Annotated in this window: 18 protein-coding genes; 14 read left to right on the top strand and 4 right to left on the bottom strand. The window is 53.4% G+C overall.

Features of this window, described 5'->3' with window-relative positions; genetic code table 11:
• The first annotated feature begins 53 nt into the window (after window positions 1-53).
• The 5 genes from ACJJI4_RS04585 to ACJJI4_RS04605 all read left to right on the top strand — a co-directional run bounded on the left by ACJJI4_RS04585 (window position 54) and on the right by ACJJI4_RS04605 (window position 5,888).
• Window positions 54-965, top strand: coding sequence for an AAA family ATPase (locus ACJJI4_RS04585; RefSeq protein WP_444927238.1), 912 nt, complete (start codon window positions 54-56; stop codon window positions 963-965).
• Window positions 966-969: 4 nt separating this feature from the next.
• Entirely contained in the window at window positions 970-1,980 is a 1,011-nt protein-coding gene (locus ACJJI4_RS04590; protein WP_444927239.1) for a DUF58 domain-containing protein, read from the top strand.
• Complete coding sequence (locus tag ACJJI4_RS04595; protein WP_444928217.1) at window positions 1,980-4,010, top strand: transglutaminase TgpA family protein; 2,031 nt, start codon at window positions 1,980-1,982, stop codon at window positions 4,008-4,010. The genes ACJJI4_RS04590 and ACJJI4_RS04595 overlap by 1 nt, the downstream gene beginning before the upstream one ends.
• 24 nt (window positions 4,011-4,034) lie before the next feature.
• Entirely contained in the window at window positions 4,035-5,255 is a 1,221-nt protein-coding gene (locus tag ACJJI4_RS04600; RefSeq protein WP_444927240.1) for an MFS transporter, read from the top strand.
• 339 nt (window positions 5,256-5,594) lie between these two features.
• Window positions 5,595-5,888 (top strand): DUF3175 domain-containing protein, encoded by a 294-nt coding sequence (locus ACJJI4_RS04605; protein ID WP_413664960.1) that lies wholly within the window; start codon window positions 5,595-5,597, stop codon window positions 5,886-5,888.
• Window positions 5,889-5,918: 30 nt separating this feature from the next.
• On the opposite strand, the gene sppA is transcribed toward ACJJI4_RS04605, so the two are convergent.
• The 4 genes from sppA to arsC all read right to left on the bottom strand — a co-directional run bounded on the left by sppA (window position 5,919) and on the right by arsC (window position 9,193).
• Window positions 5,919-7,784 (bottom strand): signal peptide peptidase SppA, encoded by a 1,866-nt coding sequence (gene sppA, locus ACJJI4_RS04610; protein WP_413664961.1) that lies wholly within the window; start codon window positions 7,782-7,784, stop codon window positions 5,919-5,921.
• Between the two features lie 86 nt (window positions 7,785-7,870).
• Window positions 7,871-8,218 (bottom strand): DUF2069 domain-containing protein, encoded by a 348-nt coding sequence (locus ACJJI4_RS04615; protein ID WP_444898065.1) that lies wholly within the window; start codon window positions 8,216-8,218, stop codon window positions 7,871-7,873.
• A 10-nt stretch (window positions 8,219-8,228) separates the two neighbouring features.
• Window positions 8,229-8,849, bottom strand: coding sequence for an NAD(P)H:quinone oxidoreductase (gene wrbA / locus ACJJI4_RS04620; protein ID WP_444898064.1), 621 nt, complete (start codon window positions 8,847-8,849; stop codon window positions 8,229-8,231).
• Entirely contained in the window at window positions 8,849-9,193 is a 345-nt protein-coding gene (gene arsC / locus ACJJI4_RS04625) for an arsenate reductase (glutaredoxin) (RefSeq protein ID WP_282931887.1), read from the bottom strand. Before arsC ends, wrbA begins: the two co-directional genes overlap by 1 nt.
• Window positions 9,194-9,365: 172 nt before the next feature.
• On the opposite strand from arsC, the gene ACJJI4_RS04630 reads away from it, so the two are divergent.
• The 9 genes from ACJJI4_RS04630 (at window position 9,366) to ACJJI4_RS04670 (ending at window position 16,132) form a co-directional block, all read left to right on the top strand.
• Entirely contained in the window at window positions 9,366-10,769 is a 1,404-nt protein-coding gene (locus tag ACJJI4_RS04630; protein WP_444927241.1) for a YihY family inner membrane protein, read from the top strand.
• Window positions 10,687-11,148, top strand: coding sequence for a TlpA family protein disulfide reductase (locus tag ACJJI4_RS04635; protein WP_444927242.1), 462 nt, complete (start codon window positions 10,687-10,689; stop codon window positions 11,146-11,148). The genes ACJJI4_RS04630 and ACJJI4_RS04635 overlap by 83 nt, the downstream gene beginning before the upstream one ends.
• Window positions 11,149-11,310: 162 nt before the next feature.
• Window positions 11,311-12,675 carry an L-cystine transporter gene (locus ACJJI4_RS04640; protein WP_444927243.1) on the top strand — a complete coding sequence of 455 codons (1,365 nt, stop codon included), beginning with the start codon at window positions 11,311-11,313 and terminating at the stop codon, window positions 12,673-12,675.
• Window positions 12,676-12,824: 149 nt separating this feature from the next.
• Window positions 12,825-13,238: a hypothetical protein gene (locus tag ACJJI4_RS04645; protein ID WP_444912517.1), complete on the top strand. Its 414-nt coding sequence runs from the start codon at window positions 12,825-12,827 to the stop codon at window positions 13,236-13,238.
• A 362-nt stretch (window positions 13,239-13,600) separates the two neighbouring features.
• Window positions 13,601-14,125, top strand: coding sequence for an RNA polymerase sigma factor (locus ACJJI4_RS04650; protein WP_444912518.1), 525 nt, complete (start codon window positions 13,601-13,603; stop codon window positions 14,123-14,125).
• On the top strand, window positions 14,122-14,508 hold the full coding sequence (locus ACJJI4_RS04655) for a hypothetical protein (protein WP_444927244.1): 387 nt from the start codon (window positions 14,122-14,124) through the stop codon (window positions 14,506-14,508). Before ACJJI4_RS04650 ends, ACJJI4_RS04655 begins: the two co-directional genes overlap by 4 nt.
• Window positions 14,492-14,731 (top strand): hypothetical protein, encoded by a 240-nt coding sequence (locus ACJJI4_RS04660; protein ID WP_444898060.1) that lies wholly within the window; start codon window positions 14,492-14,494, stop codon window positions 14,729-14,731. The genes ACJJI4_RS04655 and ACJJI4_RS04660 overlap by 17 nt, the downstream gene beginning before the upstream one ends.
• The gene (locus ACJJI4_RS04665) at window positions 14,724-15,425 is read left to right on the top strand and encodes a DUF3106 domain-containing protein (protein ID WP_444927245.1); all 702 of its coding nucleotides are present in this window, start codon (window positions 14,724-14,726) and stop codon (window positions 15,423-15,425) included. Before ACJJI4_RS04660 ends, ACJJI4_RS04665 begins: the two co-directional genes overlap by 8 nt.
• A gap of 143 nt (window positions 15,426-15,568) precedes the next feature.
• Window positions 15,569-16,132, top strand: a complete 564-nt coding sequence (locus ACJJI4_RS04670) for a glycine zipper 2TM domain-containing protein (protein WP_413664972.1) — start codon at window positions 15,569-15,571, stop codon at window positions 16,130-16,132.
• Window positions 16,133-16,175: the final 43 nt, after the last annotated feature.

The following is a 16,175-nucleotide window of genomic DNA, read 5'->3' on the forward strand; positions in this document are numbered from 1 at the left end:
CCGGTGTGCAGAAATAGCCCCCTTGAGAAAAATTGAGCAGTAATGGATTTGCCGTGCAAAAAATAGTTTCCGCCATAGTGTCCGATATCGGCAGTGTTTTGTTGGGTAAAGAGCGCCAGGTGAAGCTGGCGCTGGCCTGTTTGTTATCAAAAGGCCACTTGTTAATTGAAGACCTGCCGGGTATGGGTAAGACCACCTTGGCCCATGCACTCGCACAGGTGCTGGGGCTAACTTATAAGCGGGTGCAGTTCACCAGTGATATGTTGCCGGCGGATATTCTTGGTGTTTCGATATTTGATCGGGAGTCCAGCCAATTTCACTTTCACGAGGGACCTGTGTTTAGCCAGGTGTTATTGGCGGATGAGATTAATCGCTCATCGCCAAAAACCCAGAGTGCGCTGCTAGAGGCCATGGAAGAGCGCCAGGTGAGTGTCGATGGTGAGACCCGCACACTGCCCCAGCCATTTTTTGTGATTGCCACGCAAAACCCGATGCAACAATCGGGCACCTTTGCATTGCCGGAATCCCAACTGGATCGCTTCCTGATGCGTATCAGTCTCGGCTATCCCACCCGGGAGGCGGAGCGGGCTTTGTTTATGGGGGCCGATCCGAGGCAGCAGCTGGCAAAGTTAAAACCCAGAATTGATATTGCCACACTCGGAAAAATGCAAAACCTGGTTACGCAGGTGAAAACTTCTGACAGTCTGTTGGATTACCTTGAGCGACTGGTTTTGCAAACCCGCCAGAGCCCGGATTGCGCAGTGGGTTTATCACCCCGAGGCGCCTTGGCCCTTTTGCGCGCAGCCAAAGCCTGGGCGTTGATTCACAATCGTGGCCATGTTTTGCCTGAGGATATCCAGGCTGTGTTGCCGGCGGTGGCAGGACATCGATTACAGAGCGATGGCAGCAACGGCGAGCAGTTGGTTGAGCGTCTGATGCGCCAAGTGGATGTGATTGCGGCCTGAGTCGATGAGTGTAAGTCACCCCCAACGTCGAAACCCTTCCCGCAATCCGATACACCTGCTGGTGGAATATTGGCGCAACCTTATGCAGCGCTGGCTTAGTCGCCGGGCACCGCGGGCCCGAGCGATTACCTTGAACCACAGTCGGTTATTTATCCTGCCCACGCGCGCAGGCTTAGGTTTCCTAATAGTGGTGGCATTATTGTGGTTGCTGGGCACCAATTATGAAAACAATCTGGTTTTCGCTCTGACATTTTTGTTAGTCAGCATTTTGGCGGTGCTGCCACTACACACCTTTGCCAATTTAAGTGGCGTGCACTTGCGCCTTCTGGATACCCGGGCAGCTTTTGCTGGTGATTTTGCCGAGGCGGAAATTAATGTCAGTTGTGAGGGCAAGCGGGAGCGGGAATGGCTCGAGCTGAGTTGGCCACCGGAGCAGGGCAGTCGCGTGGATTTGTGCGAGCAGAAAAGTGCGGATATTTGTATCTCTATGCCGGTAGTAAAACGTGGGCGAGTGCAGGCACCTCGGTTGAGGGTTGAAAGTCGTTTCCCTCTCGGGTTATTTCGCTGCTGGAGCCGCATTGACCTGGATGTTGAATTTTTGGTTTACCCCCGTCCAATTTCTGCGGGCCCTTTACCGCTAGGAGAGACTGTTGCCGAGGGGGAGTTCGGTGAGGTGAAGCGGGGTGGAGATGATTTTGCAGCGCTAAAACCCTATCAAGCGGGTGACTCGTTACGCCATGTAGCCTGGAAGCAATACGCGGCCGGACGCGATCTTTACAGCAAGGACTATGAGCGCAAAACTGACACGCGCTTGTGGCTAGACTGGGGTTTACTCGATGGTAGGGATATAGAGATGCGCCTGAGCAATCTCTGTGACTGGACCCTACAAGCGGAAAAGCAAGGCATTGCATATGGTTTGTGCCTGCCTGGCATTTCAATAGAGCCTTCGCTCGGTCCCGAGCATCAGCAGCAGGTCTTGCAGGCATTGGCCCTGTACCCCGGGCGAGGCCAGTGATGATTGCGAATAAGGATTTATTGCCCAGGGAAAGTTTGCTGTGGATTTTTGCTGCCCAGTTTGTCGCCCTTTTGCCGCAATTCACAATGCTGCCACTGTGGGTGGCTTTTGCCTGGGCCTTTGCGGTTTATTGGCGCCTGGAAGTCTTTCGCGGGCGCAGGGATTTACCCGGCCGCGCTCTTAAACTGACAGTGATTCTATTGACGGTGGCGGGACTGGCTCTGTCCTATCGGCGCTTGTTTGCTTTGGAGCCGATGATTGCACTCTTGGCGCTGTCATTCACCCTGAAAAATCTCGAACTGGTCAGCCGCAGGGATGCCTTTGTCAGTCTACTGCTGGCCTACTTCGTAGCCGCCACTCTGTTTGTGCAAGAGCAGACCATTCCCTATGCACTTTACGGTCTACTGAGTGTGTTGGTAATTACTGCAGCCATGGCGGCGCAGCTGGGACACTTTAGTGCGCGCCCGCGCCGGGCTCTGGGGTTATCCCTGCGGTTGGTGGCACAGGCCACGCCGTTAATGGTGTTGTTGTTTTTGGTTATACCTAGGCTGGGGCCCCTTTGGTCTGTGCCGCAGAATACCTCCGCTGGGCGTACCGGTGTCAGTGATTCTATGGCCCCGGGAGACTTTACTGAGCTTTCCAAATCCAGCAAGCCGACCTTGCGTATCTCCTTTGATGGACCTGTCCCCCCGCCTGAGCAGCGCTACTGGAGGGGCTTGGTGTATTCGGAATTTGATGGACGTACCTGGCGCCAGGGCTATGGTGTTGACCCTCGAAATGGCGGGCGAGTGTATTGGAGAAGCGGTGAGCAGGTGCTTCCTCAAGTGGGTCCCCGTTATCGCTACCAGGTTATCCAGGAAGCGAGCCGCAGCCCCTGGCTATTCGCTATGGCAAAACCGGCTTCAGAGAGTGCGGGTGTGGGAGAGACAACGGATGATCGCCTGGTAAAACGGACCCCGGTTTTCAACCGCTTTTCTTACCAGGTAAGTTCCTGGCCGAGAGAAACCCTGTCACTCAGTGCTACTCTCAGCAATGCGGAGCGGCGCAGGAATTTGCAACTTCCCAGTTACGGCAATAGCCGTACTCGTCAGTGGATGGCTTCCCTACGAGATCAGGGGCTCAGTGCTGAGGCGGTTTCCTCCCAGCTGCTGTCGCACTTCCACAGTGCTTTCACTTATACCCTGAAGCCTCCAGCACTGGGCGGCGATACTATTGATGAGTTTCTTTTCGATAGCCAGCAGGGCTTCTGCGAGCACTTTGCCGGTAGTTATGTGTTTGCCATGCGCGCAGCGGGGATACCGGCGCGAGTAGTGGCTGGTTACCAGGGCGGTGAGTGGGTCAGTGGAGAAGAGTACTTATTGGTGCGAGAGTACGACGCCCATGCCTGGGCTGAAATTTGGCTCGACGGCCAAGGCTGGCAACGTGTAGACCCCACAGCGGCAGTAGCTCCGGAGCGGGTGCGCGACGGTCTGGAGAGTGCGGCAGGTGAAGAGTTTATGCAGGACTCCCTATTTCCGTTACACCGTATCGGCATTCTCAGCCAGTTGCGCTTACAGTGGGATATGATCAACTACCGTTGGTATCAAACCGTAGTGAGCTTCGATGCCGATCGACAGCAGAATTTGTTACAGCGGCTATTTGGTGATCTGTCTCCAATGCGTATCGCCCTATTACTGGGGGCGCCGATTCTTGTGCTTTTGTTGGGTATCAGTTTATGGGCGGCCCGCTCCGCAGGAGGATCCAAGTTGGCGCCTGCAGAGAAGCTCTACCAGCGCTTTTGCCGGCGCATGGCCCGCAATGGGGTCCAGCGGCATTCCGGTGAGACTGCAGGATCCTATGCCCGCCGGATTGCCGAGGAAAAACCGGAGATGTCTGGTTATGCCGCAGCAGTGACAGAGGCTTTTGAGTCTGCCGCCTATGGTGGTGACGGCTCTGGGCTGAGAACACTTCGGAAGCTATCAAGCTGGTATTTCTGGTTGCGGCACTCGGAAAATATGACGCCGCACAAGCGTGAGTTGGCAGGTTATTAATCATTGAGTTATTTCGTATCTAGAATGCCAACCCAATTGCAAAGGTTTCTGTTGGGCTATAGCGGCACCTCCCTGGCAACCGGGTTGCAGGTGATATTGCTGCCCTGGATTGCGCTGACGATCGTGGATCTTCCGGCCCTGCAATTGGGGTGGATTCAGGCATCAGTATTGCTGCCAAACCTGGTATTCCTGTTGTTTGGCGGTGCTTTGGCAGATAGGCGAGACCCGGCTCTGGTGTCGGCTCTAGCCTGTTTGGGCCTGGCGCTTTGTCATACCGCATTGTTGTTGTATTTCACCTTCCATGTCCTGAATTTATCCACCTTGATGGTTTACGGAATTTGCCTGGGGGTGTGCAGCGCTTTTTTACAGCCGGCACGGGATAACCTGGTGCAGCGCAGTGCCCGCAACCGCAAGGGGCAGGCCACTGAGCAAGGCGTGCAAAAAACCGTAACCTGGATGATGTTGGCGCAGTACGGCGGCCAGGCAGTGGGAATGTTGCTAGCGAGTCGATTTGACCAGTGGGGCTTGCAGCACTTGCTGGGTGTACAGATTGCCGTTGTGCTAGTGGCTTCATTATTGCTTTTCTCCTTGTGTCAGCCTCAAGAGCGTCAGAAGGCACCAGAGAAGCGACCCCACACCCTGATTCTGGATGGTCTCAGTCAGGCATGGAAACACCCGGTATTGCGGGAGCTGATCGCATTGATGGCATTCAATGGCTTTGTGCATATCGGGGTTTTCTTGGTGGTCTTACCGCTGCTGGCTGAGGACTACGGTCGCGGTGCCGGTTACTACGCGACCCTGCAGCTGGCATTTATAGCGGGCACGGTGATCGCGACGGTGACTATGTTGAGACGGGGCCAGGGGCAGGAGCCTGGGCGGGGAATTTTGATGTGCTTGCTTTACAGCGCTGCACTCTTGATTGCTATCAGCCTGGGGCCAACAAAGTTTGGGTTGATCCTGTTGTGTCTGTGTTGGGGGGCGGTTGCGGCAGCCTCCGCAGGGTTGGGGCGAGGCATTGTGCAATTGCTGGCGCCGGCGGATTATCGCAGTCGCATTATCTCTATTTATCAATTTGCCCTATTTGGCTCTGCGGCGCTGGGGGCCCTGGCTGCGGGTGTTTTGAGCGAGGTTGCAGCGCCTCTGACGACACTATTGTGGGCGGGAATCCTGAGTTTATTGGCATTCGCACTGGTTGCCCTGAGTGGGGCTCTACGGCAGGTTAAAATTTCCGATAGCGAGGTTTAGGGAGCCTCTGAATAGCTCCGTGATACCTCTGGCATGCAGAGCGGTTCTCAATCAAGACGCGGCTTCGCAGGAATGTCTAGACCTTTCAAGAAGTCGCAACGCGGAGTGTGAATCGCTCTGCAAGCCCCGAAGGGCGGGCCTTGAAGGCCGCATCTGCTGCGTTACAGCTCTTGCAAAGGGCTACGGCCATTCGCGGCGAGCTGCGCCTTACACCTGCACCCTTCAAGACCCGCAGAGGCATTACGGAGTTATTCAGGGGCTCCTTAGGAATCCCGCAACGACCAAATCCGGATGAGCCACCATATATTTAACAGGGAACTGCGGTTATGGAGGTGGGGTTTGGTATCAGTAAAAAGTGCCAAATGGTCACAGAGAGTCACGACAAACAGCCATGCGCTGGACCTTGAAGCCGGTGTATTTAGCCTGGATGATCCAAAAGCGATAGCCAAATCCCTGAAGAGTGCAGCTGAGGCCAGTCAGCAGCGCAAATCAGAGCCTTTCCGTTCAGCTATGTCTATGCTCACTTTTTATATCAATCGTGCGGGTCATCATTTGCCTGCGCGCAGGCGCAGAATCCTGGAGGCCGCGAAAAATGAATTGCGTGAGCTTTATGGGCGTCCGCGCCGGCATTGAGCCGGCGCAGGGTAGAGGCGATGAAGTCTTTTAGGGGGCTAGGCAGGGCAGGCAGCGCACGTAGAGTCCGCGCGGGTCGCGGAAGCTCTGCAGTTCGCCGATTGGTGCCAAAACCGGTTGTAAGCTGTTTAACCAGGCGCCGAGTGGCAGGTTTGCCTCAAGGCTGGCGGCGATACGTGCATCCACATTATCGCTCAGGGCGCGCAGGAATCTTTCGCCGGGAGTCAGCTCGCGCTGGATCTCTATTACATCGTATTCTTCGATCTCAGCAAGCTGTGCGGCGTCGGCAATGGCGTCGTTGAGATTGCCCAGATCGTCTACCAGCCCCAGGTTTTTAGCCGCGCGCCCGGTCCAGACCTGGCCCTGGGCAATTTTGTGCACTTCCTTGGGAGTGCTGCCACGGGACTCGGCCACAATTCTCAGGAACCTGGCGTAGGTATTATCCACTCCCTGTTGCAGGATACTGGCGGCTGCCTCGGGTAGGGCACGATCCAACCGCATGCTGCCGGCCAGGTCTGAAGTGCCCACACCATCGGTATAAATACCCAGTGCCTCAAGGGAATCCTCGAAGGTCGGGAAGGCGCCAAATACGCCAATGGAACCTGTCAGGGTTGCGGGAGAGGCCCAGATTCGATCGCCGCCGGTAGCAATCCAGTAGCCTCCAGATGCGGCCAGACTGCCCATGGAGATAACGACAGGGATATCGGCTTCGCGGGTGGCGAGTAACTCCTGTCGAATTGCTTCTGACGCGAAGGCGGAGCCGCCGCCACTGTCAATGCGCAGAACCAGTGCATCAACTTCTTTTTTGCGCGCCTGTGCGATTAGTTCTCCCAGGCTTTCGCTGCCGATCCTGCCGGCGGGAGCGCGGCCATCGACAATGGAACCGCTTGCCGTGATTAAGGCAATCTTATTGGGTTCTTTCTTGGCGGCGACTTCGCTGAGCTTTTGGCTGCGTAAATAGGTGAGGGCATCGATGGCCTTATAACTGCGTTCATCGTTCTCATCTTCACCAATGGTTTTGCGTAGCTCTTGAACAGCCAAGTTGCGGTTGGCGAGTTGGTCGACCAGTTTATTGGCCAGAGCAGTACGTGCCCAGTCGCCCTCATGCTGCTGCAGTTTCTGGGGTAGCTCGTCGATAAATAGATCGATGCTCTCAGTTGGCAGGTTGCGAAGGCCGGTCACCTGTTCGGTGTATTCACTCCAGAGTTCATGCAGCCAGCGCTGGTTATTCTCACGGGAAGCCGGAGACATGTCGTCGCGAGTATAGGGTTCGATAAAATCCTTGTAGTCGCCAACGCGGAACACGTGGAAATTGACTTTGAGCTTTTCAAGGGCGCTTTTATAGTAATTCCGATAGACGCCAAAGCCGGTGAGCATCACGGAACCCATTGGATTCAGGTACACCTTGTCGGCGTGGCTGGCGAGGAAATATTGCGCCTGGGTGTAGTTATCACCCACCGCATAAATGGGCTTGTCGGCAGCCTTGAAGCGCTGCAGGGCTGCGCCAATCTCGTCGAGCTTGCTGAGACTGCCGCCGACCATATTGTCGAGCTCCAGCACCAGTGCGGAAATGCGTTTGTCCTGTGCGGCTTTGTCGATAGAGTCGACAAGATCCTTAACCCTGATTTCCGCTGGCCCCTGGGAGCCACCGAAGAAAATCGGTAATCCGCTGGGCTGGCTGAGCTCATCTACCAGAAATCCACTCGGAGCCACGCGCAGGGCTGCACCTTGTGGGACTACCAGCTGTTCGTCTTTGCCAAAAATTGCGATACCCAGGAATACCAGTATTAACAGGAACACCAGGTTGGTAAACACTCGCCTCAGCCAGGTAATTGAGCCGCCAATGGCACCAAAAAAGCTGCGGAACAGTCCTTTCTCATTGGATGAATCAGTCAAACCTCAAAACTCCTTAGTGCGCTGAGGGGCAAGCGTTGTCTATTTATCAGTTACAAAATCATAAGCAATGTGAGTAGTGCCGGTGGCTATTGCATGCGATGCCAGCGGCTGCTCATCATTGATGAAAAGAATAGGATAAGGCTAAGGACTACCAGTACGCCATCCTGCCAGCCGCGTGTAGGCATCGTTACACCGACAATACTGGCAGTGATATACAGCAAAAGAATAAAACAGAGCCACAGATAGCTACGATAGTGCTGCTTTAGTAACCCAGGTAGTACCAACAGCAGTGGTATGGTCTGCAAGCACCACAGGAACAATGAGCCGCCTTCGAGGAATAGATTCCAGACGACAAACAGTACGAGCATGCCGATATAACAAATCCAGTTAATTCGCAGCGCTATCTTGAGCTTGCGCTGTACAGAATCGTTCACACTTTATCCTCTAGTTGTCGCCGTTATGCGAATTATCCAGCGTCTGTGCCAGGCTGCCGACTCGCTTGCCCAGTGCCCGGCACAGGGTTACTTCGTCATCGGAAAGCGATGTGGCGTGTTCACCGGACCAGTGTGAGGCACCATAGGGTGTGCCGCCAGTGCGGGTGCGCATTAAGGCGGCTTCGGAGTATGGGATGCCGGCGATTAACATGCCGTGGTGCAGCAGTGGCAGCATCATGGATACCAGCGTAGTTTCCTGGCCACCGTGAAGACTACCAGTAGCGGTAAATACCGCAGCCGGCTTACCGGTAAGGCTGCCATCGAGCCAAATGTCACTGGTTTGGTCAAGGAAATAGCGCAGCGGAGAGGCCATGTTGCCAAAGCGGGTGGGGCTGCCCATCAGTAAACCGGAGCAATTGCGCAGGTCCTCGATTGTACAGTAGGGGGCACCTTCGGTGGGTACCGGCGGCTCGCTGGCTTCAGTGTCTGGGGATACGCCGGGCACGGTGCGCAGGCGAGCGGTAATCCCGCTGGCCTCTACGCCGCGAGCCAGTTCGGTGGCCATGCGCGCCGTAGCACCGGTGCGACTGTAGTAGAGGATGAGGACATAGCCTTCGTTGTCCCGATCCATCAGATCAGCCCCAGTACATTTTCAGGGGGCCGTCCTATCACTGCTTTGTCGCCTTTTATAACGATCGGGCGTTGGATCAAAATAGGGTTTTGAGCCATTGCGTCAATTAACTGGGATTCGGCCAGATCTTTGTCTTTCAGGTTTAACTGCTTGTAGGGTTCTTCACCAGTGCGCAACAACTGTCGTGCATCAATATCCAGTTTGTGCAGCAACTGCTGAATATCCTCGGCAGAAGGTGGGGTTTGTAGATAGAGAACCACCTCCGGTTCAATACCGTTATCCTGCAATAGCTGTAGGGTTTGGCGGGATTTTGAGCAGCGGGGGTTGTGGTAAATCGTCCACATTGTGGCGGCATCCTGTTACTGTTTGGCGTATTCTAACCGAAGAATGTTGCGGAGTTCTAAGGCGCTTCTGAATAATCCCTCCAACGTCCTGTGGGGTTTTCGGGAACTCCTTGGCTATTTGGGGCAGTAATACTGCGGCCTGGGCGAGATGTCCAGGCATAGAGAGATCACAATGAGAAGCACCGTAAAGGATTGGGGAAACCACTGGCTGCGCTTTGCGACGTCACTGTGGAAACTGTTTGATGAAAAGGATTGTCGGCAACGCGCGGCTGCTCTCACTTACCTGACATTGTTTGGCATAGTTCCCCTAGTGACAGTCAGCTACGCCATGTTGTCACTGTTTCCCGACTTTGCCGGCTTGCAGAGTAGGTTACAGGATCAACTGTTCACCCACTTTTTGCCTCAGAGTGGGCGCGAGATCCAAAAATATATCAGCAGTTTTTCCGAACAGGCACAGCGTTTGACTGGCGTTGGTATCGCGATGCTGATTATTACTGCGGGTTTGACCCTTCGCGGTATCGAGGGGACCTTTAACTCTATCTGGGATGTCCAAAAAGGCCGCAGCGGCGTTTCGAGTTTTCTTTTGTACTGGGCGATATTGAGTCTCGGTCCAATCCTATTAGGGGCGGGACTGGCGACAAGTACTTTTGTCTTTTCTCAAAAATTTTTCTTGGGTGGAGCTGATTCCTTTGAGGTAACTTCGTTGTTATTCAGGATTCTGCCGTTTGTTTTCAGCTCCATAGTTTTTACCCTACTGTTCATCGCTGTGCCCAATTGCTATGTCCCGTTGCGCCACGGAATAGAGGGGGGGATCATAATCTCGATTGTTTTCGAGGTTATGAAGTACTTATTCGGCTTGTTGGTAGCGCGGAGTTCGGTCCAGGCAATCTACGGGGCATTCGCTGTTGTTCCCCTGTTCCTGCTTTGGATTTATCTGATGTGGATACTGGTATTGGCCGGCTGTGTGTTGGTGCGCACACTATCGGTTTATCAAGCTGCGACCCAGGAGCGGGAGCATTCTGACCTGGTTGCCCTCCTTATTGTTCTCTGGCAGATGTATAAGAAATGCGCAAAGGGGAGGCCTCTGAAGGAGCGAGATATTTCCCGTATGGGAATCAAGTTTGTTCAGTGGCGAAGGTTGCGGAATATCCTTCAGGCTAATCGTATGGTGACCCAGACTGATCGCAATGATTATGTTTTGCTAAGGGACCTGAACACGGTGTCCCTGGTTGAATTGGCAGGCTGGCTGAGTTCGGATTGGATGCCCAGTGGAATTCCTGCGAGTCTGGATGGATTGCCCTGGTATGGAGAGGTAGAGCAACGCTTTGCCAATGCCAGAGAGTCAACCCGGGAGCAATTAGGTATCACTGTTGGAGAGTTGTTCCTGGAGGCCGAGCAAAAGGAAGCTGAAGATAAGCCCCTTGAGCTGGGCCACGACGGCGGGACTGATGATAAGCAAGCAAACTCTGAAAGCGGGGGAGAAAGTGGGCTTGATGAAAATAGTCAAAGTGAAGATGACAAGAGCAGCAGCGGTCACCTTTCTTTTGTTGGTATGCGGAATAAGCGCCTGCGCTAAAGACGATAAATCGCTTCTAGCCATTGATGGGGAAGAGTTGGATGTATCGGGTAAGGTTTTGCTGGTTAACTATTGGGCAGAGTGGTGTAAGCCCTGTCGAGAGGAGATCCCGGTCCTTAACCAACTGGCCGACGGTAACAACAATGTCTTTGTTGTTGGGGTGAACTTCGACAATTTACCGATTGCGGAAATACAAAAACAGGCGGATAAGTTGGGTATTTCTTTTCCCGTTCTAGTGGCCGAACCGCAAGGGCGCTGGGGGCAGGAGAAGCCGGAGGTGCTGCCTTCTACGTTCATTATTGGTACCGATGGTCGCTGGCATAAAACATTGGTTGGGCCGCAGGATAGAGACGACTTTATTTCGGCTCTCAATTTATAGCGAGTACTAATGGAGTGCTGGTAAAAGCCGGCGGAGTAACAGTGGATTATTAGAAGCTCCCAAACTTTATAGAACTATAACTAACACATCTATAGGCTTGTGACGGATCGCTGATAGCATGCCGCCACTTTCCCCTTTTGTTCCGGGTGGGACCCAGACCTTATGCATATCAGTTCATTTGCTTTCCTGCTTCTATTTATTGTTTTTCTATACGGACTTTTTCGCTGGCAGCGAGGCCGTGACTCCCTCGCACCAGCAGTGCTGGCTGGCCTGATTCTTGGGGTTATCTTTGGAGGCACCCTGCAACTGTCTCGCGGATGGGGGGCTGCACCCGCAGAGGTGATACCTTGGGTAGAGATGATAGGGGACAGTTACGTAAATCTATTGTATTTACTCGTGATGCCCCTGGTGCTGACTTCCATATTAGTGGCGGTAGTTAAAGTCAGCCATACCCAGGCGCTGGGCAAAATCAGTATTTCAGTCCTGGGGGTACTATTAGGAACAACGGCGGTGGCCGCTCTAATTGGCGTGGCTATGGCCGAGCTATTTGGTTTGTCGGCTGCGGGATTGGTTGAGGGTTCCAGGGAAGCTGCGCGAGTGGAAGTACTGAATGAGCGTATTGGCAAGGTCACAGACCTTTCCATTCCTGAGATTATTACCTCTTTTGTGCCGCGCAATATTTTTCTGGACCTGACCGGGGCTCGCTCTACTTCTGTTATAGCGGTGGTTATATTCGCGGTGCTTTTAGGGTTGGCAGCCTTGGCGGTTCGCCGTGAATTTCCCGAAGAGGGCGCAGCGATTGAGCGCTTCGTTCATGTGGCTCAAGTCTGGGTTATGAAGCTGGTGCGACTAGTGATGGCTTTTACCCCTTACGGCGTGATGGCCCTGGTTACAGGCCTGATCGCTAAATCCAGTATGGGGGATATTCTTAACTTATTGAGTTTTGTGCTGGCCTCCTTTACGGCTATTGGTTTGATGTTCCTAGTGCACGGTCTGTTGCTACTTATTAATGGTATCAATCCGCTGCACTATTTCACCAAGGTATGGCCGGTGCTGGTTTTTGCCTTTAGCTCCCGCTCCAGTGCTGCAACTATTCCCCTGAATGTCGAGACTCAGGTAGACCAGCTGCGTACGTCTCCAGCAATTGCCAATTTCTCTGCATCTTTCGGTGCGACTATTGGGCAAAACGGCTGCGCCGGTATTTATCCGGCCATGCTGGCAGTAATGGTGGCAGTGCCGATGGGGATCAATGTATGGGACCCAGTATGGATTGCTACTTTAGTGGCGGTTGTAATGATCAGTTCTTTCGGTATAGCGGGCGTTGGTGGTGGGGCTACCTTTGCAGCCTTGGTGGTATTGCCGGCGATGGGGTTGCCAGTCACTATCGCGGCTCTGCTGATTTCTGTTGAACCTCTGATTGATATGGCGCGAACCGCGCTGAATGTTAACGGCGCTATGACCGCTGGCACCCTGACACAACGCTGGCTCGGCGATGAAGTGCCCGGCCCGGAAGTTGTAGAGGGTTGAACAGAGAATGGTACTTTGTGCACCGATTATTTTTGTCTTCTGATTTCGCCGATTTTTCATAGGAGTCCTGTCAACCAGCTCTGGTGCCTGACGTTATAGTCAGTGCTGTTAACGCATTGAGTTTTTTGTTCACGGAACTGGAGCAACTTATGAATAAACTGATAGGACTGTCAGTACTGGCGCTTAGCCTTGGTTTTCCCCTCTCGCTGCAAGCTGAAAGCAGTGAGGATGATGGACATGATCGCGGCGACCGTATTGAAAATCGTCTCGACAGAAAGGGGGATCGTATTGAAGAGCGCCTCGACGATAGAGGTGATCGTATTAATGAGCGCCTGGACCAGCGGTCTGAGCAGGCTGCCGCTAATGGGAGAGATAAATTAGCTGCACATTTAGATAAAAAAGGTGATCGTATCGATAGGCGCCTGGATAACAAAGGTGAGAAAATAAACGAGCGCCTCGATAAAAAAGGCGAGCGAATAGATAATAGATACGATCGGAAGAACGAACGCGGCGAGCGGACAAAAAAGCACCATCGTAGATCCCGTGACAACAATAACGATTAGTGATTGTTGGTTGTAGCAGGCATTATCTAGTGGGTTGCGGCAAACTAAGGAGCCTCTGAATAATTCCGTGATATTTCTATAGTCTTGGAAGACTGCAGTCGCTAGGCGCAGCCTGCTGATAAAAGCCTTAGTCCTTTGCAAGAGCTATGCAGTAGCTGGGGCCTTCTAAGTCTGTCCTACGGGGATTTCAGAGTGGTTCATACTCTGTGCTGCGACTTCTCAAAAGGTTTAAACACTCCTGTGAAGCCGCGCCTAGACTGTGAGCTGCCCTGACAGCCAAAGAAATATCACGGAATTATTTAGAGGCTCCGCAATAGCCGTAGAAGGATTGCATCCTCGTCAAGGGACCTCAATCGGCTTTTATGGATCAGTTTCTCGCTTCAGTTGAAAAGCGGGCATTCACTATGGCGAAATATGCTGTAGGGGACCGTGATGATGCGCTGGATATCGTTCAGGACTCTATGCTTGCACTCGTCAAAAGCTATAGCTGCCGAGACCGTGCGGAGTGGCGCCCATTATTTTTTACCATTCTTAATAACCGCATAACCGATTGGCATCGTCGCAAGAAAAACCTGTCCCGTTGGCAGCTGTTGAAAGATAAACTTCCTATTAATAGCGAAGGCGATGAATGGGATCTGAGTGAATTTCCCGACCCCAACGGCCGCAGCCCGGATAGTGTCCTAATCGGTGAACGTACGATTGATGCCATTGACCGCGCCATTGAAAAGTTACCTCTGCGTCAACAGCAGGCTTTTTTGTTGCGCTGCGTTGAAGGCTTTAATGTCAGTGAGACAGCAGGGGCTATGGCTTGTAGCGAGGGAAGTGTGAAGACTCACCTCTCTCGAGCATTGCGCAGCCTGCGGGTTCATTTGGAGGCGATGGAATGAGTAATTTAGAAAACAATTCATCGACTAACGAGAAGCGTATACTCGGAGCGGCCAGTGCTGCGGTTATACGTAGAGAGAGATCGCTCGATACGGAAACCCTGGCTGAGTTGCGGCGAATCCGCTCCGCAGCGCAAGAGCAAAATAATAAAAAGCGGTACTTTTCACTCAACACCTTGTATCCCTACCTTCCAGTTACAGCGGCTTCTGCCGCAGTGCTATTTCTTGCTCTATGGTGGCCCAGTTCTGTTATCAATAATGAAAGTCGTACAGGGCTGCTAGTGAGTGGTGATTGGCTGCTGGATGAAGATATGGATATAGAGATGATTGAGGATATGGAGTTTTATCAGTGGTTGGCGGAGGAGTTGGATGGGCACTCTTCGTAGTGTTTTATTCATCATATCTATGTGTGCGCTCGTATTTCCAGGTACTACCGAGGCGGAGGAAGCTGAGCCTCTGCCGGAGGAATTCCTGTTATTCCTGGAAGAGTGGGTCGATGAACAAGGTGATGTCGTTATCCCTGAAGATCCCGAGTTGGTTCAAGGTCCCGGGCAAACCCAAGAAGGCACCAAAAGCAAAGATATATGGCTGGGGGACAGTCATGATTAAAACCCTGGTCGCAACTTGTTTGATGGCAGCCTCACTGCTTTGGGCTGGTACGGCGTGGTCGGTGGAGTGGAAAAGCCTAAGTGATAGTGATCGCAAGCTGTTACAGGGCATGGAAGAGCGCTGGCCCAACATGTCTGATCGCCAGCAGGAGAGGTTGTTGCGGGGTGCGCGTCGATGGAACTCAATGAGCCCTGAGCAGCGTGACAATGCTCGGCAGCGCTATGAAAAATGGCAGTCTCTGCCCCAGGAACGCCGTAATCAGCTGCGGGAATCTTATCGACAGTACCGTGCCCTGCCGGAAGGCAGGCGTGAGAGTATCCGTGAGGCTCGTGAGAGATATCGGCAGATGTCCCCCGAACAGAGAGAGCAAGTGCGCGAGCGCTGGCGGGAAGCTAGGGGCGATAGGAGTGAACCGCAAAGGCCCAGGGGTGATAGGGCTCGGGGAGAGCGAGCGCAAGGGGATAGACTCAGGGAAGATGGGCCTAGGAGGGATAGGTCCGATGAGAATAGACCTAGAGGAAACCGGCACAGAGAAGACCGACCGAGGGGCGACCGGGCGAGAGGAGATAGGCCCAGAAGGGAGCACGAAAGGGGGAGAAGGCACCAGGATTCTCGGCCTAGGCGTGATCGAGAGGCCAGTGACCGACGAGAGGGTGATGAGGAGACTGATAGTTCATCTGGGGCTTCTGAATAGTGCCCTGCCATTCAAATTCCAATCCTGAGAGGCTGGCTTGTCGTTTTACCTCGCTGCTACGCTGGTACGACAGTGTAATTCAGCGTCTATTCAGATCATCTTAAGTAATCTGGCTCCCGTTGATGACTAGCGGGAGATATATCGTGCAACTATACAAACAGCTAATCGCGGGTGCGGCAGTTGCGGCACTGGTGGGTCTAAGTTCTACTGCCAGCGCGGGCCCCCGAGGCTATGCTGCGGGTGGCTATGATTATGCGCGAGTTACCGAGGTTACTCCCGTCTACACCGATGTTCAGGTTGTTACACCGACGACTCAGTGTCGCGATGAACAGGTTGCCTATCGCGAGCCGACTTCCCCGGCAGGTACTGTAGTGGGGGGACTTATAGGTGCTGCAATTGGCAATAACTTAGGCGATCACGGCCACCGTGGACGTTACGGTTATCATCGCAGTCACAATCGTGGCGGCGCCACAATCGCAGGGGCTTTGGTGGGCGCCCTGGTAGGTAACCAGATCAGCCGTGCCAATGCTCCAGTCCACTATGCAACAGAGTCCCGTTGCCATGTTGTAGATGAATACTCTACAAGAAGGGAATTAGTCGGATACGATGTCCGCTATCGGTATAATGGGCAAGTTTACTTGACTCGCACTGACCATCATCCGGGCGATAGAATCCGGGTCCATGTCGACGTCTCACCGGCTCTTTGAGCCCGGTTGAGGGCGGCAGGGAGTTTATAAAGGGTGGAAAATT

It is taken from the genome of Microbulbifer maximicatervae (SeqCode), from assembly GCF_052467305.1.